Below are 26,754 nucleotides of genomic sequence, written 5' to 3'. Positions count from 1 at the left end.
CCCACTGAGAGGATTCGCATGTCTGACGGCCCTCAGCAGCCCTATTCCTACCGCCAGCACGAAGCCAACGAACCCGACCAGCGTCGCTTCCCCGGGTGGCGTGGCGTGACCGATGACGAATGGAACTCCCCCCAGTGGCAGCGCGCCCACTGCGTCAAGAACCTCCGCCAGCTGCGCGACGTCACCGGTGACCTGCTGGGTGACACCTTCTTCGCCGACTTGGAGCGCGACCAGAGCGAGCGCGCGACGATGTCCCTGCTCATCACCCCGCACATGATCAACACCATGGCGCATGACACGAAAGCGGACGGGGCCGGAAGCCTGACCGACGCTTTCTACACCGATCCGGTCCGCCGCTATATGCTGCCGGTCTTCTCCGACCGCCGGACGGACTTCCCTTCCCACCCGTATGCCGAGCGGGATTCGCTGCACGAGCGCGACATGTGGGCCACCGAGGGCCTGACCCATCGCTATCCCACCAAGGTTCTAGTGGAGCTGGTATCCACCTGCCCCCAGTATTGCGGGCATTGCACCCGAATGGATCTTGTAGGTAACTCCACTCCACAGGTCAGCAAGACCACGTTCGCGCTGAAGCCCGAAGCCCGACTCCAGGCCATGATCGATTATCTGCAGACGACTCCAGTCGTCCGAGACGTCGTCGTCTCCGGCGGCGACGTCGCCAACGTTCCCTGGCCCCGTCTCGAATCATTCGTCAACGCGCTGATGGAGATCGACTCCATTCGCGACATACGGCTGGCGAGCAAGGCATTGATCGGATTACCGCAGTACTGGATGGACGCCAAGGTGCTGGCCGGTGTCGCAAGACTGACCGCCACAGCCCGCTCGCGTGGAGTACAGATCTCGCTGCACACCCATGCCAATGCCTCGCAGCAGGTCACGAAGAGCGTTTCCCAGGCCTCGAATTTGCTGCTGGACGCCGGTCTGCGCGACATCCGTAATCAGGCGGTGCTGCTGCGCACGGTGAACGACAGCCCCACGGCGCTCCTCGACCTGTGCTTCGCCCTGCTCGACAGTGCAGCGATCATGCCCTACTACTTCTATACCTGCGACATGATCCCGTACAGCGAGCACTGGCGGACCTCGGTCGCGGAAGCTCAGGACCTGCAGCACGCGATCATGGGGTATCTACCCGGTTTCGCGACCCCGCGCATTGTCTGCGACGTTCCGTTCGTCGGAAAGCGCTGGGTCCACCAGCTCGCCGACTACGACCGGGTGCACGGGATCTCGTACTGGTCGAAGAACTACCGCACCACACTCGACCAAGGCGACGCCGACGGTCTGACCCGGCTTCACGAGTACTACGACCCCATCTACACCCTTCCGCCCGAAGGCCAGGAGTGGTGGCAATCGCACGTCCACAGTGTCCCTTCTCCCCGACCCCGCTTCTCCGCAGCACATTGACGTTGCCGCGTGCCACGTCGCGGTGGCTGGACGACCGGCCGGCCCTTCCGGGCGATCACTGAAGTCTGCCCATGTACCGAGATAGTCACCTCCTACCCCGGCCCGCCGGCAGGAGCCAATGATCGGTTCATCGTCACTCGAAAGAAGAGGTTCGGATATGGGGCATGAAAATCCAAACCACCCTTTGGCGCACTACCGGTGTGTCGGGGTTGGAGTGGGTCCGGCGAACCTGAGCCTGGCATCGCTCCTCCACGGACACGCCGAAGTGTCCAACCTTTTCCTCGATCGGAAAGCGGCCTTCGGCTGGCACGACGGACAACAGATGCCTGGCGCAACCCTCCAGGTGTCTCTGTTCAAAGACCTGGTCAGCCTTGCGGATCCGACGAATCCCTTCTCGTTTCTCGCGTATCTGCACGACCAGGGGCGCCTCTACCACTTTCTCAACGCGGACTTCTCCGCCGTGCCGCGGCAGGAGTTCCGCAACTACCTGGCCTGGGCCTGCGCGCGTAACTCCAACATCGTCTTCGGCGAGGAAGTGCATGAGGTCGGCTTCGAAGGCGTCTTCCGAATACGCACCGGCTGCCGCACTGTGACCGCCGACAACATAGTGCTTGGAGTCGGAAGCCGTCCGTTCGTGCCGCCTCATGCGCGGCCACAACTGGGGCCTACCCAGTACCACGTGAGCGAATTTATGGACTTAGCGCGTGATCTCGGCGGCAAGCGGGTCGTAGTGATCGGCGGAGGTCAGTCGGGCGCGGAAGCCTTCCTGGATCTCATTTCCCGCACCGCCGCCGAACTGCCCCGGCGGGTCGTGTGGGTCTCGCGTCGCCGGAACTACTTCCCGATCGACGACTCACCGTTCACCAACGACTTCTACATGCCGTCCCACTCCGACTACTTCTACAACCTACCCAGCGACGCCCGCAAAGTGTTCAACGAGCGTCAACTCCTGAGCAGCGACGGGATCTCCGAGGAGACCCTCCGGTCGATCTACCAGCGGCTGTACGTTCACCGGTTCATCAACGGGCTGCCGGATCTGGTCGGCCTCTACCCCAACCGCGAGGTGACCGAGGTGAGCCGGGGCATCGTCTGCGCATGGGACATCGCGACCCGGCACAACGACCAACCGGGCGAAGTGGAGCACCACGAGGCGGATGTCATCATCTGGGCGACGGGCTACAGTCCCGCAGCGACGGACTTCCTCGCCCCGATCGCCGACAGGCTGGAGCGCGAGGACGGCGAGCTCCGTGTCGACCAGGACTTCGCCGTGCGCTGGGACGGGCCGTCCCACCACAGCATCTTCGTCCAGAACGGCGCACGGCAACAGCGTGGCCTCGCCGATCCCAACCTCAGCCTGAACGCCTGGCGCAGTCAACGCATAGCCGACCGGGTGCGCGGAGTGCGCAGCGATGAGCAGCTCGCGTCCTTCATCGAGTGGTCGACGAAGGACACCGCCGATAACTCATGGGTGATGGGATGATGACCGTGGCGAGTAAGAACCTGGACGTGGACGTCGCGGTCGTCGGGGCCGGAGTTATCGGTTGCATGACCGCACGCGAGATCCTGGCTCGCAGCCCCGGTACTTCGGTCATGGTCTTGGACCGGGACATGACCGGCTCCGGTGCCACTCGGCGCTCGGCGGGGCTGCACTTCCCCCGCGGCGCTGTCGAGCGAGTACGTCGTATGTCCGCCTACAGCCAGGACTACTACGCGAAGCTGTTGGCGCTCCATCCTGACCTGCCCGTCCATCCGCTGCCCATGACCGTGATCGCAGCCGAAGCGAGCGGGGCAGCACTGCGCGGTGTGTATCTCGACAGCGCACAGCTAAGGCGCTCCACACCGGATCCGGACGGTCGGATCCGGATTCCTCCGGGCTCCGCGGCCTGGCAGGGCGAAGGCTGCCAGTACGCCGACGTGCACGCTCTCACGCAGTTCCTCAGCCGACGGCTGCGAGGGCCGGTCTCCGTACGGGAAAGCGTGCGAGTAGACGAGGTACGGCCCGAGCAGGACGCCGTCGTGCTGCGCCTGGGCACCGGCGAGACCGTGACCGCCGGCCGGGCCGTGCTCGCACCGGGGCCATGGCTCGCTGCTCCCGCCTGGAAGGACCTCGTCGCGCCGTTGAACGCCCGGGTGAAGAAGGTCGTGGCGATGCACATCGGCGTCCGGCCCGGGAAGGACGACCACGCGATCGTCCTCCACGACGAGGACGCCTTCCTGCTGCCCCGTTACAACGAGGGCCGCTGGCTGTTCAGCTACACCTGCCAGGAGTGGGACGTCGACCCGGAGAGCGTCGCGGACGGGCTGTCCCGGGAGAACCTGAGCGAGGCGCGGGCCGTCCTGGGCCGTTACGCGCCCGGCCTCGTCGAGCACTGTGTGTCCGGGCGGGTCTTCTGCGACGCCTTCAGCCCCGGCGGCGCGCCCTTGGTGACTTCCCTCGACGGCCACGGGCGTCTGGTGTTCGCGGGTGCGGCCAACGGCTCGGGCTACCGGCTCGCCCCTGCCATCGCGGCGGAGGCGGTAGGCCTCCTCAATCTTCCCCACCACGGAGAGAAGGACCAGTCGTGATCATCAACACGTACGACCCTGAAGCGCTGCACTCGGCCTTCGGTATCGAGATGAGCAGCATCGAGGGGCTCGGGGTGGGCGCCGGCTGGGGCAGGGTCGCCCCGGGCCGCAGCTCAGACAGCCATCACCATGACGAGACCGAGTTCTTCGCCATCATCGCGGGACGCGGCGAGTTCGTCGTCGACGGGGAGCGGTCTCCCGCGGAACCCGGCACGGTCGCGTTGTTCGAACCCTTCGAATCCCATGTGCTGCATAACACCGGTGCTACGGACCTCATCTTCCTAACGCAGTACTGGCGGGACGCGGGCCGAGCGCTCAGGTCGGCGGGTTCGGCCGAGCGTAAGGGCTTCGGGGACCGGCCGATCTTCGTCTTTTCCACGCCGCCAACACCCAACGGGGACCTGCACCTCGGGCACCTCTCCGGGCCATACCTCGGCGCCGACGCCTATGTGCGCTTCCAGCGCCTGAACGGTTTCCAGGCGTGGCACCTCACCGGCAGTGACGACTTCCAGAGCTATGTGCTCGGTGCCGCGCGCGCGGAGAGCCGAAATGCGGCGGAGACGGCAGCACAATATAGCGCCGAAATAGCCGAGACGTTGCTACTCATGGACATCCCGTTGGACCAGTACACCGTGACAAGCACGGACGAGGCGTATCCCGCGAGACTGCGGCAGTTCTTCTCCAGCCTGGTCGCCTCGGGCTCGGTGACCGTCGCGAAAGGCGAGGCGCTCTTCGACTCCGAGACGGGCCAGTACCTCTACGAGGCCGATGTCAGCGGCGGCTGCCCGTATTGCCCCTCCAGCACGAGTGGGAACATCTGTGAGGAGTGCGGCGAACCGAATCTCGTCGTGGATCTGAAGAATCCGACGTCGGGAGGGTCGACGGCTGCACCCGACCGTGCCGCCATCGACCGGTTCACCCTGCCCTTGCACGAGTTCCGTGAGGTTGTCCGCGAGCATCACCGTCTAGGCCGTGTCCCGGCCCGGCTCGGCGAATTCGCGAACCGGGTCTTCGACCGGCCACGCTTCGACCTCCCCGTTACCCACCCGTCCTCCTGGGGAGTAGCACCCGCTGAAAGTTCCATCGGGGGGCAGGTGATTTGGGTATGGCCGGAAATGTCGTACGGATTCCTGCACGGCATCGAGGCTCTGGGCGGGCGGCTCGGCCGGGACTGGAACGCTCTGGCTCCGCGCGAGAGCTGGAAGATCGTGCACTTCTTCGGCTACGACAACAGCTTCTACCATTCGGTGCTCTATCCCGTGCTTTACAAACTGGCCTTCCCGGACTGGGTACCGGACATCGACTACCACGTCAATGAGTTCTACCTGCTGGAAGGCCGCAAGTTCTCCACCAGCCGTAGGCACGCCATCTGGGGCAAGGACATCCTCGGCCCGGACAGCGTCGACGCCGTCCGCTACTTCCTCTCCAGTACCCGACCCGAGGGGCAGCGGACCAACTTCGAGCTCGCCGCTTACGAATCGGTGCTCCGGAACACTCTCATAGGAACCTGGCAGAAGTGGCTGAACGACCTGGGGCACCGCATCGACCAGCGCCATGGCGGCATCGCACCGGACGCGGGCAACTGGACACCGGAGCATTCGGCCTTCCTGGGCCGCCTGGGCACCCGGTTGGCCGCGCTCACCGGAAGCCTCAGCCCCGATGGGTTCTCCCTTCGGGAGGCAGCCGCAGAACTCAACGCCCTCGTCGAAGACGTGGTGCGCTTCGGCCAGGCGGCCAACCTGCTGGCCCGCAGTGCGGCCTGGGAGGACGAGAGCCGTACAGCCATCGCTCTCGAACTCGCCGCGGCCCGTCTGCTCGCGGTCACGGCAGCCCCGGTCATGCCTCGCTTCGCGTCCCGTCTCGCTGACGCGCTCGGCCTTCCCGAGCCCGCCGAATGGCCCAGGACGGTCGAACTTCTCACCCCGGGAAGCAAGGTCCGGCTGTCGTCGACGGTCTTCTTCCGAACGACGGTCATCGCCGCTGATCACGCGGAAGCGAACGGGCTTTGACCTCGGGACCAAGGTATGGCGGACGAACGATCGCAGCAACTGCCCGGCCGGGGCCGTCGGCTCGACCCGCCCAGGCTCACCGCCACCCGGCGCGGTGGGCCGCCCCGCTCAGCGGGTGGCCGCCGAGTAAACGGGTGGCCGGGGCCGGACTCACACGCGAAGGTGAACAGTACGGGTCGAGATCCAGCCCAACCCGATCCCCGGCGACGACGAAGAAGGCGACCTCTACGCCGACGAACACCCCACCTTTCAGGTGTTGTTGCTGACGACCACTTCAGCCACCAGCCCCGCCCTGCGAGGTCAGCTGGAGTCCATCGAAGGGCTCGTCCACCTGAAGCACGAGTCATGGTGAACGGCTACTGATCCACAGATTTTGACAATTGCTCAGACCACGCTCACCTTGGCGCAGCATGCGATCGTCGCCGACTGGACCACCGCCCTGGACAGCCTCGGCCTCACGTAGAGCGTCGCCGGCCCGCATCGTGAGCAGCTATACCGATGCCGTCTTCAACGTCATCTTCTTAGTCGCTGCTGTCTTCTTGTTCCAGGGCGTCAGCCTTGGCACGGAGCTTAGCGGCCTTGCGGCCCTTGCCCTTGCTCTCGTACATGTCAGCGTTGCGTCGCAGGTTGCGCGCCATCCCAGTGGGGTCAAGGGCGGTCAGGTTCTTGCCCGAGCCACCCTTGGGAGCCTTGGCCGTCCCCACCGCATTCAGGTTGGTAACAACCTTGTTAGCGGCCGCTACAGCCTGCTTGTGAGTGAACGCATGACCGGACTTGATGATCCGGCCAGTCTCTGAGTCGGTCACCGTAAAAGTGAAGCCGTTCGGGGTCTGTGTCTTACCGACCAGGAAGCCGGTAGACCGGAAGCTCTGGACAACGTCAATGCTGTAGCGGCTCACTTACTTACTCCCAGTCGGTGGCAGTCAGACGGCTTCTGCCTGAGCGGTGATGAGGGCGGCACGCTTGCTTGCCGCCTTGGCGTCCCTGAATGAGTTCCATGACCTTTCCCCCGTCGGCGCGCACTCCGATGCCGGCGCGGTGGCAGTTCCAGACCTTCGCGGTCACCCTCTCCCCCACGGCCGCACCGTTGTCGTCTTGCAGTGGCTCCCGGCCACTCCGCCGAGGGTGGTCATCAGAGCGCCGGCCAGGTGGAGTTCGACGTCGCGGATCATCACCTCGGCATCGGAGGCGCGGATTTCGTCGGGCCAGAAGCAATCCGGGCATGGCGATGACCTCGTCGACGCCGCGGAGCATGACCAGGCCCCGCCGTGGCGCAGTATGCCCACCCTCCGGCTGCGCTTGAGGACCTCGCGCAGCAGCACGTACGGCTGGTAGCGGATGCTCCGTTGGCGACCCGGCAGTAGGCGGTGTCCATCTGGAGGGGGTCGACCCAGGCAACGTGGCCGAACGCGACGATCTCGCCGATCTCGATGGTCTTCGTGGTCGGGAGCGGCAGAGCGGCAAGGTCCTGGTCGGTGATGGGGATGAGGGTGCCATCGGCGTCCTCATAGTCCTTGCCGATCTCGGCTGACAGGATCTCCAGCTCGTCCAGTTCGCGGACCTTCTTGTAATGGAACCCACGGTGACTCCCCTGCGAGTGAGTCCGCTTTGTCATTAATAGTACGACTCTCGTCGCATGTCGACTGCTGGTGAGGCAGAGGTTGAGTTCGACGGCCATCGACTGGTGATCTTCCGGGATGAGGGCCACACCCTGTCCTCCCCGATGCCATAGCCGAATCCCCGTTGCCACTGACGACGCAGGCATCCAGGTGCTCCAGCTCGTTGCGCACACCGGTCACTGGGAGCCGGCTGCCGCCCGCCCCGTCCCGAAATGGGCGCGGCCAACGTTCACCTGGCGTCCGGGCCAGGAGCTCGCGGCGAACGCTCGCTCTGCGGCAGACCGTCGATGACCAGGGCGTCGAGCCCGCCCGAGCGGGGCCGGTCGTCGCTCCCGGACCTCGGATCTCGAATCTCGACCAGCTTGTCGCGGCGTACAGCGGGGATGCCGCATTTCGGGATCAACTCGACCTCGAAGCCAACGGCCAGTGAAAGAAGAAGAGGATCGGCCGGTTCAACCGTCTGGATCCCGAAGGACCTTCTCCCGGAACTCGCGCAGCCTGGGCACGCGACAGCAGGATGGGCGTTCAGCTCGCCAAGAAACACCGTACCCGACAGCACTGACAGTGTGACGAGCTTGGGATCCTTCCTGGCACCGACGCCCTGAAGCACCACCGTCAGGTGATGTTGTACGAAGACCCCGAGAACTCCCACCCATCGGTGCCCTCACCGATGTCTTCGACGACCACGTCGTTGATGAAGCAGTCTTCGAATTCCTCGTCCGTGAGGACTCCTGCAAGCCACTTGGTCTCGATGGCATCCCAGTTGCCGTTGCGGCCGTCGATCCGCAGCGGTGCGGTGCCATCCGCTCCGCGGTCGCGTTCGTCGGCTCCGGTCTTCACCACTCCCCTGATCTCGAACTGGTTGTCCTTGAAACTCTGCGGGACAGGGGTGGGAGGGATCGTCGCTACGGCCTCGTACGCCCTGGCGATGATCGTCCGGTAGGAGGACCGCACCTGATACTCCTCATCAGCCAGCCAACTCGCCAAGGTGCGGGGCTTCACCGTAAGGCCGGCCGCTTCAAGCGCCGCATACCCGCGGGCAGTGGACGTGAGCTGAACCAGCTGGGCATGCCAGGACTTCGCCCGGTAGGACTTCAACCGGTCCCCGGGGTGAGCGCCGTGCGCCCGCAGGAGAGCGTTCAGAGCGGCGCCGAGATTGTCTCCCCATGCCATCAGACGTCATCCCCCTCGGTCTTGATCTTGACCTCGCCGAAGCCGGTGCCGACCTTGTACGGGGCGGGGGCGGTCACGTCGGAGGTGAAGAAGACCGCTTCGTCGACGTTGCGCAGGGCAACGAGGGTCGCGCCCGCCTGGACGGCCCGCCAGGCGGTGGCCCAGTGGCGTACGGAGGCCTCCGCAACCAGGCTCATGCGCCAATCCGGGCGCCAGAACGGGGAGATGACCTTCTCACCCTTGGGCCAGATCAGACGCAGCCCGATCGACAGACGCCGCTTGTACTCCACGTACGGCTCCCCACCCCCGGCGGCGAGCAGTTCGGTGCGGGCGTCCTTCGCTGCTTGGTAGAAGGGCTTGAAGAGCGACTCGTTCAGCCGGCCGGTCCACGAGTCGTGGATGGTCAGGGGCTCGGTGATAAGTCCTTGGCGGATCAGCTTCTCCAAGTGCTTCAGGTGCGGGGTCGTGACCCAGGCGCGCCCGTCTTCGTCCATGCGGTCGGCGATGCGGCCCAGCGGGTGCGGCATCTCGGCATGGTTCCATGCGGGCACGGTGATCTGGAACGCTCCCGCCTGGTCATTGGCACGCGCCTCGAGCGGCCCGGTGTGATGAAGAATATTCGGCGCCAGCGGGACGGCCGAACAGGCGGACGGATAGGAGCCGTTGCGGTCGATCGTCAGGAGCTGCCCGGCGCCGAAGCTGTCGGGCACGATCAGCTCATCGCGCTTCCCGCCCCGTGTACGCACACGTTCCACCTCGGGGTGCACCCAGCGCGGCTCCCCGTCCATGACCTCACTGAACAGCGTCCACGGCGCACCCTCGCGCAGATCCTTACGGATCACCCTCACCGGGTGCATCTTCGAGTGCTCGTCCGCGCACGCCCGCAGAATGGCCAGAGCCGGGAAGACCGTCCCCTTCTCCGCCACCTCCGGCTCCACCCCCATCTCCGCATCGGAAACCTCCCCCGACGCGAGCACCTGCTCAGCGACGACCGCATCATTCTCCGCGGGCGGCGCCCCGGGACGTCCGGTGGGCTGGACCGCGGCGGGACGGGAAGCGGAAGGCGCCGGGGCGGGAGCCGTACCGAGGTCGGCGAAACGGGTGTAAGGCAGCTCCGCGCGCAGCTCAACCGTCGCCAGGGGCCCGAAGTCGCGTTCGCTGACGACCACTTGAGCGCGCTCGCCACGGCGGGTCAGGGTGAGGGTGACGTCGGGGTCCAGCGCGGCGACAGCCGCCGGATCGTCGGTGTCGAACGCGGCGAGGACCGGCACCTGCAGGCTGCGGGCCAAATGCGCCAGAGCCCGGGCCGCATCTACGACGGCGGGGCCCGAGAGGGGGGTGTGGGGGTCAGCGGCATACTGCAGACGGTCCACGACCACCAGGGCCAGGTCCTCGATATAGGGGGCGCTCTCCGCGATCGTCTGGGCGGTGAGGTCCTCGCCGTGGTCGAAGAACAGACGGGCCTGGGTCAGCCGCTGGGAGACCTCCCCGACCGCCACCCGCTCGGGGCCGGTCAACTCCCCGGCGCGCAACCGCTGGTAGTCGACCCCCGCCTCGGCGGCGATCATCCGCCGTGCCGCATCCTCATGCTTGAGACCCGACGCCGCGTACAGCACCGGGCGCCCCAGGGTCAGAGCGGTATGCCGTGCGGCCCCGGTGGCCAGCAGCGAGCCGCCCGCGCCGGGCGCTGCCGCGATCACCACGAGATGACCCGGCTGCAGACCACCGGTCGCCGCATCCAAGGCCGTGAGACCGTACATGACGGGCGGTGCCGCAGTGGCGGCGAGCACACCGTCTACGACATCGCCGAGCGAGGCGAGCCTGCGCGGGCGCACCGGCCCAGCCGAGGCGCTGCGGGCGCTGGGCAAGGGGACCTCTTCCTGGGGACCGGCGGGCACGGGTTCAGTTGTCTCGGGGGCAGGCGCGGTGCTGGTGGCGGCGAGTTGCCCGTCGGTCACGGGGAGGAGGACTGCGACGGGGGTGCTGCGGCGCAGCAGCACCTGGGGGTTGCCTGCAGCTGCGTCCGCCACCAGGTCGCCGAGTTTCTTCTGGGCGGCGGTCAGGGTGTGGGAGGCCAGGCCCGACTCCTTGTACTGGGCGGCGGGAAGGCGCTGCAGCGGTGCCAGTTCGGCGAGTTGGCGGCGGCGGCGGATCACGGTGGTCCGGCCTTCTTCCGCGTCCTTCACGAGCTGGTACAGCGCGGTACGGGCATCGTCCACACTGAGCGGAACGTTCCGCGCCACCGTCACACCGCCGTCGGCTACCTGGTCCTCCGCCATCCCAACCCCCTACCCAACCCACAACACCAAGACATAAGAAACCTAGCTCATACTCACCAGAAAAGAGCTTTCATTCCATAAGGTTGACCGGATTGGGTGAATATAGCCACATGGTTCAAGCGTCAAGCGGGCACTCGCTGGGCGCGCCTACGGGTGACATCGTGAACACGGCCGTCGCCACCTTGCGAGGTGCGCTTAGTGGGACCCGGCGCCCCGGGGCCGCCGGCGAGAGCTGCTCCGGGGCTGGCGGGCTTCCCCCGGTTCAGTGCCCGTTTCCTGCTCTGGTCTGAGGGCGGGGAAGCAACGGTGTGAGGTACGTCGGCTAGCCCGGTGGCGGGTCAGGACGGGCGTGGTTGTCCTCGGAGGACATGCTCAGGGTGATGGCCCTCAGCTGTTCAGCCAGATGCGGTTGGTCGTAGCGGATGACGATGTGCGTCAGGCTCTCCGCAAGGTTCAGACGCTGCTTTGTGGTGAGCTCTGCGACGAAGGTCTGGAGCAGCCGGGCGATCTGTACCCAGGCGTTCTGGGGGGCGTGTGCGGTGATCTCGCGGCTCAGCCGGTCGACCGCCTTGAGGGTGTCGTCGCTCGTATCGGGGTGGTGGGTGAGCCAGTAGGTCAGTGCCAGGGTGGGCGTGGTGGCCAGTGCCTGGTGCAGTTCCTCCGCCCTTTGCTGTCGCTGCCTGTGGACCTGTTCGTTGAGGGCTTCGTCCTGCATGCGGCGGTGCAGAGCGGTGACGGCTGCGAGGTCATGATCGGTGGCGGTCAGGTGCACGGTGGCCCACAGCAGCCGAACGGGAGCGTCGGCGAGGTCGCTCTCGGCTCCCAGGCGGCTGTTGAGGTGGACCTGCGCAGCGTGCAGTTCAGTCAGCGGGTATTGGCTGGCCACGGCGCGGGCTGTGGCAACGGCGTGGTGGGCGGCGGCCGCGCGCGGATCGTGGTGGGGGCGGGGGGCGGGGATTTCTTCCCAGCGCCCGGCCAGGTCCGCCTGGAAGCTGTGTGCGGGAACGTTGCTGGGCAGCGCTAGTCCGGTGATGGTGAGCTGGCCGGTACGCGGCGCGGGCCAGCCGGCCCGGTCACGGTTGCGGTGCATCGGGGTTCGGGGCTGCGGCGGGATCTTCGGCTATCAGGCCGGTGAGCAGGTGGTCCCGTAGATGCACGGCGTCGCCGGGTTGCTGTGAGGGCGGGGTGGGGGCCCAGCTGAAGAGCAGGCTCTGCATGGCCACCAGCCGGTTGGCGCTGTAGTGCGGGTCGGTCGGGCGGTGTACGGCGTCGCGGAAGATCTGTTGGATGCGGGTGCTCAGGTCGGGTCTGTTCAGCGCGGTCTGCATCCAGTACGCGAAGGCGTCGGCGACGGTCGGGGACCAGCGGGTCGTGGGCAGGGCGTTGCGCCACATGTCGGTCAGCCATTGGGTGCCGATCGTGGAGTCGGTCACGAGAGCGGGGCCGTTGGGGGTGCGGCGGGCGGCGAGGTGGGCGAACGTGCTCTGCGCTGCCGCTTGGTGCGGGAGGTCATGGTCTTGAGCCCACAAGGTGAGCTGCCGGTGGATGGCGAGCCGTTGATCGCTCTGGTCCCACAGGGAGTTCAAGGCTTGGCTGACGGCTTTGGTGACCGTGTCGTCCACGGGTGCGTCGCGGGCGTCGTCGTGGTTCGTGGAGGTGGCGAGTTCGGCGAGGCGGGCGAGCATGCTGGTGGGATAGACCTCGGCCAGGCGCTGGCAGGCATGGATGAGGACGACTCTGAAGTCGGCGGTGAGGGTGGCGGCCTCTTTGGTCCATCGCCGGTAGGCGGCGCGGGCCAGGTCCCCGGCGTGGTCGTCGATGGCGGCCAGGACAAGGAGGTCGCGCGCGGCATCGTGGTAGGGAGCAGACCATTGCTCGGCCAGTGACCGCAGCAGACGGGTTCTGCGGTGGCGTGCCGTGTAGCGCACGACCCACTGGCTGACGCGGTGGGCCAGCGGGGCGGCCATGTGCGGTTCGAGGCCGATGACTTGGGCGGCGGTCCAGCCGGTGAACTCCTTGAGGAGGTGCGGGCGGTCATCGAGGAAGTAGTCGACGACGGCTTCGGCGTAGTTGTGGTAGCGGAAACGAATGGTGCCGTCCGCCTGGAGGTCGGCTTTGGCTCGCTGGGTGAGCGCGACAACGCCGAGTCCTTGTTGTCCGGGCTGGTCGGGTGGGGTCTCCTTGAGGGCCTTGGCCAGGGTGACGGACGCTTCGTAGACCTTCTCCGAGGTGGCACCCTCCAGCACCGCAGCGGCCAGGAGGTAGTTGCGGTAGGCGCTGTCCTCGTGCGCGGTGTGCCATTCGAGGAGGTCGCTGCGCCAGTCCGTGGCGGCCTTGACGACGTTCTGGACCAAGACGTGGAAATACTCGTCGTCGAGCTTTGTGCTGGGCGTGAGGCGGCCCGTGTCGCGTTCGACCTCTTCGGTGGTGATGATGGCATCGGCCCACGCGGCGACGTGTGCCGGCACCAGGTGGGCGATGGCGTCCCGGATGGGGACGGCGGCGGCCCACTTGCCGCTGTCGATGAGGAGCGGTGCCTGGTCGAGTTGTCTCTGGAGGATGTCCGCCCGGGGCGGGCCTGTCAGTGAGTGGCTGAGGTCTGCTGCTCCCCCGCTGCACGTCTCCCACGCCGTGGCGCTCATGAGGACCGCGAGGAGAGAACCCTCCGGCAACTCGGTTGCGTCCTCGGCCAGTTCGCGTCCGAAGCCGGGTGGGGGTGTTTCGGTGCGCAGGTCCAGGATCCAGCCGGTGTGGGGTTCGCGCAGGCCGGCTATGTCGAACGGAGTGTCGGGTTCTCTGCGGACCTGACGGATGGTGTCGCCGGCCCGTCGTTGCAGCACGTGCAGAGCGGTGCTGAAGCGGCCGCTGCCGTTCGCGCCGGTCAGGACGACAACGGGGCTGTGGTCGAGGATCTTGGCGATCGCCAGGTCGTCGTCCTCGTGCCGGACATAGGTCTGCAGGTACTCGGTGACCTCGCTGTGGGACAGGGTGGTACCGCGCAGCCGCCGGAAGCTCTGCTCGATGAGCGTGCCGATGACGACACCCCGGTTGGTGTTGATGCGCTGGTTGACGCTCCCGGTCCAGTACGGCTCGGCGCTCGCGTCGGATCCGTCCACGGCCCCGGCACCCGCGGCGGTATCGACGGGGCCTGGGTCTGGAGGAGGCGGGGTGCCAGGATCGGTCTGCCGCGCGGCTGAGGTGTCAGCGGGGGGTGTATCGAGGCTGACGGCGGGAGACACGGGCGGCGGCGGAGCATCGGGGGCGTGCGGGGGCGGAACGGAGGTCACAGGAAGCCCTTCTCGAGGCCGGCCGGGTGGATGGGCCGTGCGTTACCGGGATGACGACGGAGGACCTTTCAGATCGCGGACGCGGATGCCTATCGCCCTGCCGCCCTCCTCGATGGTGGTGATGTCCTGGTCCGCATCCACCCGTCCACTCACGGTGTCGGCGTCGATCGCAACGGCTTCGCCGTGGACCGTGCCGATTCTCTGTCGCGCGTAGGGACCTGAGGGTTCACGGCCCTTCTCCCCCGCGAACGTCAGACGCTGTCCGTAGACCTCTTCGAGCGTGCCGCGCAGCCGTCCCAGCAGGCGCAGCAGCGCCGGGTCCGCGGCGTCGATCCGCGCGGGGTCTCGCCGGTAGGAGTCCAGGACGTCGCGCAGCGTTTCCAGGTTCTCCTGGCGGGTGGCGAGCTCGTTTTGGTCTGCGGTGAGCGGCAGGCTGAGTTCGCCGCTCAGGGGCACCGGTGCGGCCAGGGCGGTTTCGGGTGCGCCGTGTCGGTCCAGGAGGTGTTCCAGGCGTTGATACAGGAATGTGAAGGTGGCGGGCAGCCCGGCGCCGAGCACGGCGGACAGGGCACTGAAGTCAGGCATGAAATCCCCCCGATCTGGTACGCGTTGATACGACGCGAGGAATTTTCACTCGTTCACCGTGCGAAAATCGCGCGTTACAGAAGATGGCCGAAACCGGTTTTCCTCTTAGGTAACACGGGTTTCTTCTGCCTCTTTCGTCACGCCTTGCGGGATCGGTGATTCTTCAGGTCTCCTGGGCAGGGCCTGGTTTGGGGACCTGTTCTCCAGCGGCCGTGCCGGTGTCCCGCTCACCGCCGGGGAGGGTGGGCGGCTGGTGCCCGTATTGCTGGTAGATCACCTCGTCCGGGTGCCTGGCCACGCGTTCACGCCGCCACGCGGTGTCGAAGGACAGGTCGCCCGAACTGCGGGCTGCCGCCCGTGCGGCCCGCCAGCTGGCGACAGGGGACAGAAGGAATCGGGTGAGTGCCAGACGCATACCGTCCAGCGTGATTGCTTCTGTCCGGGCGAGGACGGCACTTTTTCGACCCCTGCAGGCGCCATGGGCTGCCGGCGCCGCGAACAAGACATTCGCTTTTGGATGCACGCCGGGTGACGCGCCGTTCCACTGCCTCTTGTTCCGCCCGGCCAAAGTGCATGGTCGGGCCAGAAACGCGCACCAACAGGTTTCCCTGATGTCCCGGCACCACCAATAAATACTCTGTGCCTCAGGAGTCCCAGGAATTGACGTCAGCGGGTCGCATGAATGACGAGGACGACCGGGAGAGGTGACGCAGCCGGCGGTGCAGGCAATCCAGCCCGACCGCGTGGGCCGTGCGGCCGCGGACCGTAAGCAAGGCACTGTGCGTGCCCATTTTTCCGACGCGCATCAGCGGTGCTGTCACGGTGTGAGGAGGTGGCGGGGTGTGCTCGGGGGCGGGTTGCCGTCCGGATGGTGGTGGATCCAGGACAGTCCTCCGAGGTCGAGGCGGTGGCGGGCGCGGGTGACGGCGACGTAGGCGAGGCGGGCCTCGGTCTCGTCGATAGGTCCGGGCACGGGCAGGCCTTGGGAGTCTTTCTCCTCGGTGTCCTTGGGCGGGAGGAAGTCGTCTGCGATCTTCACCTGGGGCCATTCGCGTCCCTTGGCCTTGTGCGCAGTCGAGACGGTCACCTCCGCGCGGGACTCGTCGACGAGCTGGTCGACCGCGGTGAGGATGGCGTCGACGCCATGTTCCTGGACGAGGTCGACCAGCGGGAGCAGGTCGCTTCCGGCGGGATCCTGCTGGGCATAGTCCTGGAGCTCGCCCCAGCTGGAGAAGAGGATGAGTTCCGGGTGGGCGGTGCGGCGCCCTTCCTTGAGGTCACGGGCCGCCTGGGCGAGGGCCTTGAGTGCTGACCCCCCGCCGGCCAGGGCGACGCGGCGACCGACGGCCAGGAGCTTCATCACCTCGGTCATGGCGCCGACGTTGGTCCGGCACAGCACCGCCTGCGGGTGATCGGTGGCGCCGAGTTCGGTGCGGATGGATTCGGTGCCCTCCAGGCGGATGGGCGCGCCGGCGATCGCCAGCCACCGGTTGGCCTCCTGGGCCAGATGAGGGCCGAAGCGGAAGGACTGGGAGAGGGTGAGGGCGGTGCCGTCGAAGCCGGTCATCACATCGCGGGCACCGCGCCAGCCGTAGATGGCCTGGGCGGAGTCACCGACCATCACCAGCTGGGCGTGGTCACGCTGGGCGGTGAAGATCTGCTCGACGACGGGGTTGGTGTCCTGCGCCTCGTCCAGGAGCAGGAAGCTGGCGTCGATCTTCGGCTGGGACAGAGCCCACATCTTCAGGTAGTGGTCGTGGTCGAAGCGCACCACGCCGTTGTCGGGGTGCTGGAGATCGGCCCAGGCCTTCTGTGCGAAGGGCAGGACGACGGCCACGAGTTCGGCGTGCAGGCCGCGGTCCTCGATGCCGCGCAGCGGCGGTACGTGATGGCGGGTCAAGGTGCGGTCGGCGGAGTGGCAGTAGCGGGTCACGGCCTGGAGCGCGGTGTGCGACAGGGCCCGGGGCGAGACGTCCCGGTCACCGATCCGCACCGGCCTGGTGATGCCCAGGGCCGCGCCGGTGCGCCAGCCAGCCTGGCGGGGGCCGTTCAGGCGGGTGCGGTAGCGGTGGCCGAGGGCGGCGTAGGCCAGGGCGTGGGCGGTCTTGCAGATCACGGTGGTGGGGAAGCGGGCGGCCGCGTCCAGGGCGATAGCCCGGTTGTAGGCGATGTAGCGGCCTGGGCGCGGGGTTCGGGAGGCGAGCAGCGCCAGGGTGGTGGTCTTGCCGGTGCCCGCACCGGCCTGGAGGGCCAGGTGCTCCCCGGCCTGGAATCGTTCTGCGGCCGCGGTCTGTTCGGCAGTCGGGTTCAGCATGTCGGTGCTCCGGGGGTGAGTGTGGGGTCTGCTGCGGGTCTGCAGCGCGCTGCAGCGCTGGTCGGCCCGGCGGTGGATGCGGTCGGCGAGTGCGCGCCTGGCCGCCGGCGTCCGGGGAGCAGGTGGCCAGGTCGGCAGCAGTTCAGCGAGCCGGCTGTGGGTGGGGGGCATCTGCCCGGCAGGTGGTCTTGGCCAGGACCACGGCGGTGAGGCGAGCGTGGTCGTGGCGCGCGGCCAGCCCCGCCGTGGGGGGCGGCACGAGTGAGTTCGGTCCTCGTGGCGGGCGGGTTGCGAGGGAAGCCGAGGGCGTGGTTCATCTCCGTGCTCCGTTGCGGTGAGGGCCTGTGCGGGGCAGGCGAGAGTGGATGTGCTGGTGGTGAACGAGCGGGTCGAAGAGGTCGAAGTCGCTCAGTGCGAGATCGGCTGGGGTGGGGGCGGCGGCGTGGGCCGGGCACCGCTGAGTGCGCCAGCGCTGCTGCTCCGTGGCGGGCAGGCGGGTGAGGTCGTAGACGGCCATGACGGCGCGGGGCGCGGCGAGTTGCCCGGCACCGAAGGTGGCGGGCAGGAGGATCCACTGGCCGGCGGGGTGGTGCGGGTCGCGAACGGGGTGCGGACAGCGGTGGCGGGCGCGGGTCTGGGCGACGCATTGCAATTCTTCGACGGGACGGCGGGCGAGGTAGAGCAGGTGGAGGAGCTGGATGACCGGCCGAGCCGGCCTGCATGCCGGCGGTGGGGTGCCGCGGGGCTCAGGCGCGGTCAGCTGGCTGGCGTCGAGGAGGCGGCGGGTGTGCAGGGCCAGTCGGCGGCGCAGTCCGCCGAGCTGGGGGGTGGTCTCCTGCTGGTGGGGCTGGGTGGGGCACAGGAGCAGGTGGGAGATCCGGCACCAGGGGGTGCCGTCGTGGGCGGGGTGCGCGTAACCGGAACTGACGTGCCAGCGCTGGTGGTCGGGCACAGTGCTGGCGGGCAGTTCGCGGGGATGGAGAGCGACGGCCGGCTGAGTGGGGCGGGCGTACCACTCCACCAGGTTGCCGCCGGTGGGGCAGCGGGCGGCCTGGGCGGTGCGCAGCAGGCGGCTGGAGGTGTGGGTGGTGACGCGCAAGCGCCGGGCGTGGGGGCGGCGGATGGTGCCGTCGCCGTCCCGGCGGTGGGTTGTTGAGGAGGTGGTGGGGCGCATGGCCGTGAAGGTGACAGGCGACACGCGCCCCGGGCGGTATCCAGGCGGTGAATGTCCCTCGCATGGCCCAAGGTTCGGGAACGGGTGTGCGGTTGTTCGGGCACCCGTGCGGTCAGGTGGCTGGGTCGGGTGAATTACGCCCAGGGCGGGAGGGCGTCAGCCGGTCGGCTCTGCGGGCGGTTCGTGGCCCTCACAGAGAGAGCCCAGGAGCTGGTCGACGGGGACGCCGAGGGCGTGGGCGAGGGCGTGCCAGGTGGGGAGGGATCCGGTGGTGCGGCCCTGCTCGATTTCGATGAGGGTGCGCCGGGAGAGGCCGCTGCGGCTGGCCAGTTCGTCGTAGGTCCATCCGCGCGCACCCCGCAGTCGTGCCAGCTGCAGGCGCAGGGCGGCGAGGTTGGGGTCGGGCGGGAAGATCGTCACTCCACCATCCGACGGTGCAGACCCCTGCCCTGTCAGTGCAGACCTCTGCCCTATCTGTGCAGGTGGCAGGCGAGGTGCACAGGGCAGAGGTCTGCACTATGGTGCGGGCCCACCCCCTGTCCGTCGCACGACGGAAGCACACGCGTAGCACAGAGAAAGGCCCCCGCCCGATGAGGCCCCGCGCCCCCGAACCCCTGCGGTGCCGTACCTGGACCGTGGAACTGCGCCCCCACCAGGGCGACTGCCTCCTGGTCTGCCCCCACTGCACCCCGGACGGCGGGGGCTTCACCCTCCCCTCGGCACGCTCCGCCGTCCTGGACCATCTCGCCCGCCACGCTCGGCGCGACGCCTTGGCCCCGCACTTGCGAACCTGCCAGTGCCACGAGCGCGGCTGCCGCTGGCACCCCCGACACCGCGGCTGCGCCGGCCCCGTCCTGCTGGTCCTCGCCCGCGAACGCGGCGGGCGCACCTGGCGCCTGGCCGACACATGCACCGCCTGCGCCGCCGCCACCCAGTACGCCGCCGTCGTCCCCGAGGCGGTTCCCGATGCGCAGAACGCACGGTCCGTGCCGCGGCACCCCTGCTCCCCCGACGGCACGCCGGTGCCCGGCTCCAGCGAACGGGTCCGCGACATGCTCTCCTACCTCGCCGCCGCCCTCCCCGTCTGCAGCGCGGCCGGCCGGCTGCTCGCCCTGCAGTGCGCGCTGCGCACGGACCGCCGCGGACAGGTGCTCCTGCCCGCCGGGCTCCTGCGCGGTATGCGCCACGGCAGCGCGAACCTGTGGCGGGAATTGGAACAGGCCCACTGGCTGCACCACACACCACCGTCCAGCGGCGACCACCGGGTACAGCTCCTCGACCCGACCGTGCTCACCCAGACACCCGGCCGCGCCGGCCGGGCCCAAGCGGCCGATTGGGCGCTGCGCACCACGCTCTCCCCCGCTCTGCGCCGACACAGCCCGCAGGTACGCCTGACGGCGCTCGCCCTGCGCACACACCTGCCCCCCGGGGCTGCGCGGGGCAGCACGGACAGCGCCGCGATGGCCCGCATCTGCACACTGCCCGAGGAACAGCTGGAGACAGTGCTGGCCCGACTCGCCCAGGCCGGGGTCTTGAACGTCTGGGAGTACAACCGGGGAGAGTCCGAGGTGCACTGGCTGATCGACACGGTGCGCACAGCCGCCACCGTGACGGCGGACCGCTGACCTCAGGTTTCAGCAAAGGCCAGGGACGGCACCGGGGCCGTGCCGTCCGGCCGTGGGGCGGCCAAGTCCCTCCGCGTCCCTCTTCGCCATCGGGAAACGGAGCATCTACCCACGGCCCGGCGAGCTGCAGCGGGCCCGGTGCGAGACACACCGCAGGAGGCAGTGTCGCCCTGCTGGGAGCGGGAGACCACAGTTTCTTCCACGCGCAGGTTCGCGCACCGCCTTGACCTCACCTGCAGGTACCAGACAGCCACGTGCGGCAGACGATCCCTCAGCCTGCCGAGCAGGCCAGTCACTGCGGTCGCACCCCCGCACACCACCCAGAACTTCGCTTAAGCAAGTTCTCGGAGGCGATCGAAAGGGGTGAGGAGCCGGGCCCCGGCACCCTGGGAACTGCGCTGTCCGCGGGGCGCACGGCGGCGGCGCGATGGGGAACACGACTGCGCCGGAGATAAGAACGCCGACGGACGACCGGGGGACGCTTTCGGCGCGCGAATGCGCCTCCTCACAGCCCGCACCGCCCGCCCGAAAGCTCCAATTCGCCGTCCTCCACGCCTTGTTGATCATTCAGACGTCGCACCTGCCCGGCCCGGGTCAGCGCAGCGACCTGCGTCACCCAGATGGGTACAGACGTCTTCACCGCAGGAGGGCAGCCCGGCGCCGCACGGCTTTCGGGCCGGTCATCGGCGCGCTGCGCGGCCCGCACGGCCGCAGATGGACCGGATGAACCTTGAGCCCGGCGCTAGGGTCGGCAGCAGACATCGAGACACCGGTGGAGGGGAGGGAACCGATGGATTCCGTCCGACTGAAGGCATGGCAGGCGCAGTTGGAAGTGCTTGTCCTGAGGACGAGGGAAATCTGCGTGAGGCGGAATTGCGCCGTCAGGCTCTGACGCTCGAGCTGGAGGCAGTCCACCGGCACGCCGAACTCTCCGCCGGAATGGCCCGGAGTTCGCACCATATGCTGGAAAAGGTCCGGATGCGGATCCGTCAGCTCGCCGAAGAGTCCGGTGAACCTCACGGACACTCCAGTTCCCCTCCCCCGCGGCCGGACCCCAACGGCCGAGCGCAACGCACCCCACTCAGTGTGAGCAGCCTTATTCTCGCGTTCCTCGGCGAGCGGGACGAAGCGACGTACGGCGAGATCACCGAACAGGTACGGCGGATGCGCCCGGATGTGCGAGCGGAGAACTGCGCCCGAGACCTGGGCCGACTGGTCCAGCGGGGGACGTTGATGCGTCCCCGGACCGGTGTATACCGGCGCGTGCCCACAGAGAGCGAGCCGATGAAGGACTGAACCAGCAGCGCGTCAAGGACCGCACATGGCCTGGACATGCGCAAACTCCGCCGGCGGTACCCGGCGGAGTTCGCAACTGCGCATGCTTTAGGCCTCACGCGCACGGTCACTATAGCCAGTTCAACTGGTGAGGTGCTCCGCGCGTCAGTGTCATCCCCCTGCACGACCGAAAGAGGCCTCACGATGAACGTCCCCCCTACGCATGCCGTCCCGCGCCCTCATACGCCCTTCACCGGTGAGGAGGGCGGACAGTGACGTTTCCCATTGACCAGGGCGCGCGGCCGACGCCCAGTGACAGGACCGCCCCCGCCCAGCAGTGGCGCATCTTCCTGGATCTCGCGGACCTCAGCGGGCCCGGCGAGCAGGTCATCACCTGCCACGCCCTTGCCGAGCGGACCGAGGTCGGCACCGAGACGCTCGGCAGCGTGGTGAGTTTCCTCCAGACAGTCGGCCTCGTGCGCGGAGCCCGCGGGAAGTACGCGGTGACCGCCGCCGGTTGGGCGATTGCCGAGATGCAGCGCCGGGACGAGACGCAGGCGCGTCTCCTGCTGCAGGCTCAGTTCCTTCAGCACTGGTCGGCCCGGGCCGCACGCGCTGCCCTGCAGGACGCGCCGGTGGATCAGGCGACTCTGGGGCAGCGCCTGTGTCCGAGTGTGCCCGGCAAGGCACGGCGCGGGACCTATCTCGTCGAGTGGCTGGTGCTGGCGCTTGTGGTGCACCGCGACGCCTCCATGAAGATCTGCCCGTCGGCGGCGCTCACAGCCGCCGCGGGCGCCGTCCCGCCGCAACAGCCACCGGGCGCGCAAAGCGCTCCGGAGCCCGCTCTGCTCATGGGTATGACGCACAGCGACTTGCGAGCACTCCCGCCGCAGCACTACATGGCGCTGCTCGACCATGCGGCGACGCTCGTGGATCTCGTCTCGGCCTGAGCACGACCGCCACACCGTCCCTGCCCTCGCGGGACGGCCCTCACGGCACCGCTCCCGGGGAAGGACCGTGCTGCGGGCTGCCCTGTGACGCGTGCGGTACGCCGCATCCGGCCGCACCGCTCGGCGATCAACCACCCTCATACTCCCTCGTATCGAGGGGCGTTGCAGGCCCGGCCGCAGTACCCCTGTCCTCCGAGCCCAGGCTCACGCTGCCCGAGCCGTCTCGTCCCTGTGCCCTGACAGCGCGGTGCGCTGCCCGGTACCCGGAGCGCGCGGGGCGCCGGCTGGCCGCCTCGGCCTGCACTGCGGCATGCCCTCGCGAGCCGCACTCCGAAACCACCGGGCACCGCCCCGTGTTCCCTCGTCTTCTTCCTTAAGCGAAAGGTGCCATCACCCATGCTTGAAACACCGTCAGTCCCGCGGGAGTCTCCGCCACGTGTGAACGCTGCCGCCCGCCCGCACGCATCCCGCCGACGGGTGCCCGCGTCGGCGGTGGAGGCCCGATTCGTGGACGCCGGCGGGCAGCACCATCAGATGCCCTGGCTGCAGGCGGCCGGGGAGGTCGCGCTGGAGGACTGCGTTCCCGTCCAGAAATTTCCGGTGCAGCGCGGCCGACGGACCGCGCCGGGCTGGTGGTGGTCGGCGACGACCGGCCGGCTGGTGCATTACGGGTTCGGCGCGATGCGCACCCAGGTGATGATGCTCGATCGCGACCCGTCGGTGGCGGCCATCGCGTGCCGCCCGGTGGAGCTGCTGTGGCGGGGCCGGGGCGGGGTGGTGGTGTCGCACGCGCCGCACCTGATGACGCGGTTGATCGACGGCAGCGGTGTGCTGGTGGATTGCGCCGGGGTACGGGGGGCCGGGCGGCGCCTGGTCCAGCGGGCGGTGCACGTGGAGGCGGTGGCCGAGGCGGCAGGCTGGAACTACCGGTTGGTGGGGCCGCCCACGGCGGTGGCCGAGGCCAATGTGCGCTGGCTGGCGGGATTCCGGCATCCGCGGTGCGGGGCGGGCGGGCTGGAGCAGGTCGCCCAGTGCTTTCGCGCGCCGCGGCCTCTGGTGGATGGGGTACGGGCACTGGGCGACCCTCTCGCGGTGTGGCCGGCGGTCTTTCACGCGCTGTGGCGCGGTGTGCTGGAGGCTCCGCTCGAGGTGGCGTTGCACGGGGAGGCCCTCGCGGTGGCCGCCCGGCGCGGCCCGGGGAGTCAGCGGTGACGCGCCCGGTGGTGGAGGTCGACAGCCTGGTGGTCTTTGAGGGCCGCCGGTGGCGTGTGCGCGGGATCGGGCCGGGACAGATTTGGCTGAGCCAGGACGACGCGGGCGGGACGACGGCGGTGGTCGCACTGCCGACCCTGCTCAGTGATCCCGGCTTCGAGGTGGTCGGCGGGCCACCCCCGCTGAAGGTGCCCCAGTCGGGCCTGCTGGAGACCGTGCCCGCGCAGGTGCGCGAGCGGGCGCTGGCGATCGCGCGGCACGTGCGGGAGGTGGAGACCGGTCACCCGGTGGTGGGCGGTGAGGGGCCGGTGCGCGACGCGTTCGACCCCGCGCGCACCACCCTGGCGCAGCGGGAGCAGGCCAAGGCGGAGGAGCTGACCGCGGCGGGGCACCCGGTCAGCCGGGCGACGGTGCGCCGGTGGCGGGAGCGGTATGGGCGAGGCGGGGTGTGGGCGCTGGTGCGCAAGCGTCGCGGGACGACAGTGCTGGGGCAGGCCGATGCCCGGGTCCTCGCCGCGCTGGAGAAGGAGTTGCGGCAGGAGGAGGAGCGCTCACGGTCGCGGGGGTTCGTGAAGCGGATGTACCGCCAGACGCGGTGGCGCCTGGAGGAGCAGCACGGGGTGGGTGTGGTGGAGATGCCCGCGCCGTCCACGTTCACCAAGCTGTTGCGCCGGATGGAGGAGCACCACCGGCTGGAGGGGACGGTGGCGCAGCGGCGTTCGCGGTCCAGTCGGCCGGCTCCCCCGTTCACTGCGACGGTGGCGCTGCGTCCGGGTGAGCTGGTGATGATGGACAGTACGCCGCTGGACGTGCTGGGCGTCTTGGACAACGGGGTGAGGGGACGGCCTGAGCTGACGACCGCGCTGGATGTGGCGACCGGTTCGCTGTGGGGGATCCTGCGTCCGCCAGGCAGCAAACTGACCGATGTGGCGGTGTTGTTGGCGCAGCTGATGACGCCGCTGGTGATGCGGCCCGGCTGGGGCGAGTGTCTGTCGATGGCCGCGTCGGTGATCCCGCACGCGCGGCTGGCCGCTCTGGACGAGCGGCTGGCTGAGGCCGCGGCCCGGCCGGTGATCGTGCCTGAGACGGTGGTGGTCGATCAGGGCAAGGTGTTCGTCTCGCCCGCCACCGTGGCGGCATGCGAGAGCCTGGGCATTTCGTTGCAGCCGGTGCCGCCGGCCAACGGGCCGGCCAAGGGGCACGTGGAGCGGACGTTCGGGTCCGTCAACACATTGTTCTGCCAGTGGCTGCCCGGATATCTGGGGTCGAACGTCTCCGAGCGCGGCTCGAAGGTGGAGAAGGAACCGCTGTGGACTCTGACGGAGTTGCAGGCGTTGTTCGATGAGTTCCTGGCGCATTGGCACCATCGCCCGCACCAGGGGCTGCGGCATCCGCTGATGCCGAAAAAGGCCCTCACTCCCAACCAGATGTGGGCGGCGCTGCTTCCGGTGGCGGGCTACGTGCCGGTGCCGCTGGGCGCGCAGGACTATGTGGAGCTGCTGCCGGTGCGCTGGCAGGCGATCACCGACAACGGCATCAGGTTCGACTACCGCACCTACGACGGCGCTTGTCTGAACGGGTACCGCGGTGAGGACTCGGGGGTGACGGCGCGCCAGGGCCGGTGGGAGGTCCACCACAACCCTTACGACCCCGCCCGCATCTGGGTCCGTTTGGCGGACGGTTTCGTCGAGGTGCCCTGGATTCATGCCACCCGGGTGAGCCTGCCGTTCACCCACCACGTCTGGGAGCACATCTGCGCGGTGGTCGAGCGCACCGCCTCGCGCGATGAGCACGAGGCGCAGCTCGCGCTGGCGCTGGATGACTTCCTTAAGCGGGCGTCGAAGAAGGAGACGAAGCTCTCCCGCCGGGAGCGGCGGGTGGTGGCCAAGTCGCATGCGGCCCAGACGCTGGCCGCACCGGCGGCCGAACTCGATCTGCTGAGCGCCCCGACCCTGTCGTTCGGGCTGGCGGGTGTGTACGAGGCGCCGGAGGTTGACGACGAGACGGTGCCCGACGAGGACGATGCCCTCCTCGCCGGGCTAGAGGGTTCTGCACCGGACGACGCCCCTGGCGAGAGCGCCGGGTCCGCGATTCGCACCGACACCCGGACGGAGGACGACCTGTGGCTGCTGTAAGTGGGCTGGCCAGCGGCTCGTTTGAGGACGAGGGGCCGACGTTCAGCCCGATCACGAACTACACGCTGTGGCGGTCCTCCCTGGCGCAGCCGCGTCAGATTGCCCCGCCGGTAGGTGATCCGCTCTGGACGCCACGGGCGCAACTGGACTATCACTCCGCGTTCGTGACCCTGCAGACCCCGGCCATGGAGCAGGCGGTCCGTCAGCTGCGGCTGCTGCTGGTGCTCAACCACCGCCAGGAGGGCACCGCCCGGCGGGGGCTGATCGTGTCCGGGCCACCGGGGGCGGGAAAGTCCACCACGCTCATGGAGCTGGGCCGCAGCTTCGAGCTCACCTACCGGCGCCAGCACGGCCCCACCGACACCCTGCCGGTCGCGTTCGCCGGCATCCCGCCCGCCTACTCGCCGAAGGCTCTAGTCAGGGGGCTCGCCCGGTTCCTGTGTCTGCCTGTGCACGACCGGATGACCGAGACCACCATCACCGACGCGGTGTGCGCCGTGCTGGGTGAGCGCGGGACCAGGATCGTGTTCATCGACGATGTGCATCTGCTCAACACCCGGACCAGGCCGGGAGCCGACACCTCCGACCAGCTCAAAGCGCTCGCCGAGCGTATCCCGGCCACCTTCGTGCTGGCCGGGGTCGATGTGGAGAGAGCCCCGGTGCTCACCGGCCCGCGCGGCGCGCAACTCGCGGCCCGGTTCAAGATGCTGCGCACCCCGCCCCTGCTCAATGGCACGGCGGTGCAACGCGCTGCCTGGCGCAAGCTCCTCACGGACATGGAGGCGGCCCTGCGGCTGCAGCACCACCGCACGGGAATGCTCGTGCGGCACGCCGATTACATCCATCTGCGGACCGGGGGTGTGATGGCGAGCCTGTCCCAGCTCGTCCGGGAGGCGGCTCTCGCCGCGGTGCTGGACGGCAGTCAGACGATCACGAAGAAGCTGCTGTCGGAGATCGTCCTCGACGTACAGGCCACGAACGCCTCACGGCCTCCCCACGGGCCCGCGAAAGCGAGCTGACCACCCCCGGGCACCCCGTCCTCCGCCCGTGCGCCCATGGGCGCACGGGGCCGGACGCCCCGGCTGCCAGGAACCTGCGTTCTGCCGCCGTGCCCCCTGCAGATCCCCCGT

General features: G+C 68.7%; 24 protein-coding genes. 11 read left to right on the top strand and 13 right to left on the bottom strand.

Translation table 11 applies throughout. The features are described 5' to 3' along the window. The first annotated feature begins 18 nt into the window (after positions 1 to 18). From OG584_RS35065 to OG584_RS35050, 4 genes are all read left to right on the top strand, one after another. On the top strand, positions 19 to 1,422 hold the full coding sequence (locus tag OG584_RS35065; RefSeq protein WP_405773631.1) for a KamA family radical SAM protein: 1,404 nt from the start codon (positions 19 to 21) through the stop codon (positions 1,420 to 1,422). Positions 1,423 to 1,579: 157 nt separating this feature from the next. After that, positions 1,580 to 2,902 carry a lysine N(6)-hydroxylase/L-ornithine N(5)-oxygenase family protein gene (locus tag OG584_RS35060; RefSeq protein ID WP_405783802.1) on the top strand — a complete coding sequence of 441 codons (1,323 nt, stop codon included), beginning with the start codon at positions 1,580 to 1,582 and terminating at the stop codon, positions 2,900 to 2,902. A gap of 5 nt (positions 2,903 to 2,907) precedes the next feature. After that, a complete protein-coding gene (locus OG584_RS35055) occupies positions 2,908 to 3,987 on the top strand; it encodes an NAD(P)/FAD-dependent oxidoreductase (RefSeq protein WP_405773632.1) in 1,080 nt (359 codons plus the stop codon). Next, positions 3,984 to 5,996 (top strand): class I tRNA ligase family protein, encoded by a 2,013-nt coding sequence (locus tag OG584_RS35050; protein ID WP_405773634.1) that lies wholly within the window; start codon positions 3,984 to 3,986, stop codon positions 5,994 to 5,996. The genes OG584_RS35055 and OG584_RS35050 overlap by 4 nt, the downstream gene beginning before the upstream one ends. A 521-nt stretch (positions 5,997 to 6,517) precedes the next feature. Here OG584_RS35050 and OG584_RS35045 read toward each other — a convergent pair. Continuing rightward, the gene (locus OG584_RS35045; protein WP_405773636.1) at positions 6,518 to 6,895 is read right to left on the bottom strand and encodes a hypothetical protein; all 378 of its coding nucleotides are present in this window, start codon (positions 6,893 to 6,895) and stop codon (positions 6,518 to 6,520) included. Positions 6,896 to 7,057: 162 nt separating this feature from the next. After that, positions 7,058 to 7,318: a hypothetical protein gene (locus tag OG584_RS35040; protein ID WP_405773638.1), complete on the bottom strand. Its 261-nt coding sequence runs from the start codon at positions 7,316 to 7,318 to the stop codon at positions 7,058 to 7,060. Positions 7,319 to 7,395: 77 nt separating this feature from the next. Here OG584_RS35040 and OG584_RS35035 point away from each other — a divergent pair, with 77 nt between their 5' ends. Beyond that, the gene (locus OG584_RS35035; RefSeq protein WP_405773640.1) at positions 7,396 to 7,527 is read left to right on the top strand and encodes a hypothetical protein; all 132 of its coding nucleotides are present in this window, start codon (positions 7,396 to 7,398) and stop codon (positions 7,525 to 7,527) included. Between the two features lie 317 nt (positions 7,528 to 7,844). Here the strand turns inward: OG584_RS35035 and OG584_RS35030 are convergent, their stop codons facing one another. The 10 genes from OG584_RS35030 to OG584_RS34985 form a co-directional block, all read right to left on the bottom strand. After that, complete coding sequence (locus OG584_RS35030; protein ID WP_405773642.1) at positions 7,845 to 8,228, bottom strand: hypothetical protein; 384 nt, start codon at positions 8,226 to 8,228, stop codon at positions 7,845 to 7,847. Positions 8,229 to 8,230: 2 nt separating this feature from the next. Beyond that, positions 8,231 to 8,788: a hypothetical protein gene (locus tag OG584_RS35025; RefSeq protein WP_405773644.1), complete on the bottom strand. Its 558-nt coding sequence runs from the start codon at positions 8,786 to 8,788 to the stop codon at positions 8,231 to 8,233. Continuing rightward, positions 8,788 to 11,067 (bottom strand): DnaB-like helicase C-terminal domain-containing protein, encoded by a 2,280-nt coding sequence (locus OG584_RS35020; protein WP_405783800.1) that lies wholly within the window; start codon positions 11,065 to 11,067, stop codon positions 8,788 to 8,790. Before OG584_RS35020 ends, OG584_RS35025 begins: the two co-directional genes overlap by 1 nt. Before the next feature lie 322 nt (positions 11,068 to 11,389). Further along, on the bottom strand, positions 11,390 to 12,157 hold the full coding sequence (locus OG584_RS35015) for a hypothetical protein (protein ID WP_405773650.1): 768 nt from the start codon (positions 12,155 to 12,157) through the stop codon (positions 11,390 to 11,392). After that, entirely contained in the window at positions 12,141 to 14,183 is a 2,043-nt protein-coding gene (locus tag OG584_RS35010) for a hypothetical protein (protein ID WP_405773652.1), read from the bottom strand. Before OG584_RS35010 ends, OG584_RS35015 begins: the two co-directional genes overlap by 17 nt. 213 nt (positions 14,184 to 14,396) lie before the next feature. Then, positions 14,397 to 14,939: a hypothetical protein gene (locus OG584_RS35005; protein ID WP_405773654.1), complete on the bottom strand. Its 543-nt coding sequence runs from the start codon at positions 14,937 to 14,939 to the stop codon at positions 14,397 to 14,399. A 163-nt stretch (positions 14,940 to 15,102) separates the two neighbouring features. Next, on the bottom strand, positions 15,103 to 15,354 hold the full coding sequence (locus OG584_RS35000; protein WP_405773656.1) for a hypothetical protein: 252 nt from the start codon (positions 15,352 to 15,354) through the stop codon (positions 15,103 to 15,105). Between the two features lie 402 nt (positions 15,355 to 15,756). Further along, entirely contained in the window at positions 15,757 to 17,253 is a 1,497-nt protein-coding gene (locus OG584_RS34995) for a UvrD-helicase domain-containing protein (RefSeq protein ID WP_405773658.1), read from the bottom strand. A 313-nt stretch (positions 17,254 to 17,566) separates the two neighbouring features. Beyond that, a complete protein-coding gene (locus OG584_RS34990; protein WP_405773660.1) occupies positions 17,567 to 18,427 on the bottom strand; it encodes a DUF6083 domain-containing protein in 861 nt (286 codons plus the stop codon). Between the two features lie 156 nt (positions 18,428 to 18,583). Continuing rightward, a complete protein-coding gene (locus OG584_RS34985) occupies positions 18,584 to 18,847 on the bottom strand; it encodes a helix-turn-helix transcriptional regulator (protein ID WP_405773662.1) in 264 nt (87 codons plus the stop codon). A 170-nt stretch (positions 18,848 to 19,017) separates the two neighbouring features. On the opposite strand from OG584_RS34985, the gene OG584_RS34980 reads away from it, so the two are divergent. Continuing rightward, on the top strand, positions 19,018 to 20,052 hold the full coding sequence (locus tag OG584_RS34980; protein WP_405773664.1) for a hypothetical protein: 1,035 nt from the start codon (positions 19,018 to 19,020) through the stop codon (positions 20,050 to 20,052). A gap of 636 nt (positions 20,053 to 20,688) precedes the next feature. On the opposite strand, the gene OG584_RS34975 is transcribed toward OG584_RS34980, so the two are convergent. Beyond that, positions 20,689 to 21,072 carry a hypothetical protein gene (locus OG584_RS34975; protein ID WP_405773666.1) on the bottom strand — a complete coding sequence of 128 codons (384 nt, stop codon included), beginning with the start codon at positions 21,070 to 21,072 and terminating at the stop codon, positions 20,689 to 20,691. Positions 21,073 to 21,138: 66 nt separating this feature from the next. Between OG584_RS34975 and OG584_RS34970 the strand changes: the two genes are divergently transcribed. The 5 genes from OG584_RS34970 (at position 21,139) to OG584_RS34950 (ending at position 26,643) form a co-directional block, all read left to right on the top strand. Further along, positions 21,139 to 21,348: a hypothetical protein gene (locus OG584_RS34970; protein WP_405773668.1), complete on the top strand. Its 210-nt coding sequence runs from the start codon at positions 21,139 to 21,141 to the stop codon at positions 21,346 to 21,348. A 251-nt stretch (positions 21,349 to 21,599) separates the two neighbouring features. Continuing rightward, entirely contained in the window at positions 21,600 to 22,277 is a 678-nt protein-coding gene (locus tag OG584_RS34965) for a hypothetical protein (RefSeq protein WP_405773670.1), read from the top strand. 507 nt (positions 22,278 to 22,784) lie between these two features. Beyond that, positions 22,785 to 23,489, top strand: coding sequence for a TnsA-like heteromeric transposase endonuclease subunit (locus OG584_RS34960; RefSeq protein ID WP_405773672.1), 705 nt, complete (start codon positions 22,785 to 22,787; stop codon positions 23,487 to 23,489). Beyond that, entirely contained in the window at positions 23,486 to 25,624 is a 2,139-nt protein-coding gene (locus OG584_RS34955; RefSeq protein WP_405773674.1) for a transposase, read from the top strand. The genes OG584_RS34960 and OG584_RS34955 overlap by 4 nt, the downstream gene beginning before the upstream one ends. After that, on the top strand, positions 25,612 to 26,643 hold the full coding sequence (locus tag OG584_RS34950) for an AAA family ATPase (protein WP_405773676.1): 1,032 nt from the start codon (positions 25,612 to 25,614) through the stop codon (positions 26,641 to 26,643). The genes OG584_RS34955 and OG584_RS34950 overlap by 13 nt, the downstream gene beginning before the upstream one ends. Positions 26,644 to 26,754: the final 111 nt, after the last annotated feature.

Source organism: Streptomyces sp. NBC_00859 (assembly GCF_045161865.1).
GTDB lineage: Bacteria > Actinomycetota > Actinomycetes > Streptomycetales > Streptomycetaceae > Streptomyces.
The sequence above is the reverse complement of the archived record's forward strand: the minus strand, read 5'-3'. Positions and strand labels throughout refer to the sequence as shown.

Coding starts and splice junctions, on each gene's coding strand:
- OG584_RS34995 (WP_405773658.1), bottom strand. CDS start 17,253: ATGCTGAACCCGACTGCCGAACAGACCGCGGCCGCAGAACGATTCCAG.
- OG584_RS35000 (WP_405773656.1), bottom strand. CDS start 15,354: ATGCGTCTGGCACTCACCCGATTCCTTCTGTCCCCTGTCGCCAGCTGG.
- OG584_RS35060 (WP_405783802.1), top strand. CDS start 1,580: ATGGGGCATGAAAATCCAAACCACCCTTTGGCGCACTACCGGTGTGTC.
- OG584_RS34980 (WP_405773664.1), top strand. CDS start 19,018: ATGAGGCCCCGCGCCCCCGAACCCCTGCGGTGCCGTACCTGGACCGTG.
- OG584_RS35005 (WP_405773654.1), bottom strand. CDS start 14,939: ATGCCTGACTTCAGTGCCCTGTCCGCCGTGCTCGGCGCCGGGCTGCCC.
- OG584_RS35065 (WP_405773631.1), top strand. CDS start 19: ATGTCTGACGGCCCTCAGCAGCCCTATTCCTACCGCCAGCACGAAGCC.
- OG584_RS35015 (WP_405773650.1), bottom strand. CDS start 12,157: ATGCACCGCAACCGTGACCGGGCCGGCTGGCCCGCGCCGCGTACCGGC.
- OG584_RS35020 (WP_405783800.1), bottom strand. CDS start 11,067: ATGGCGGAGGACCAGGTAGCCGACGGCGGTGTGACGGTGGCGCGGAAC.
- OG584_RS34990 (WP_405773660.1), bottom strand. CDS start 18,427: ATGCGCCCCACCACCTCCTCAACAACCCACCGCCGGGACGGCGACGGC.
- OG584_RS35025 (WP_405773644.1), bottom strand. CDS start 8,788: ATGGCATGGGGAGACAATCTCGGCGCCGCTCTGAACGCTCTCCTGCGG.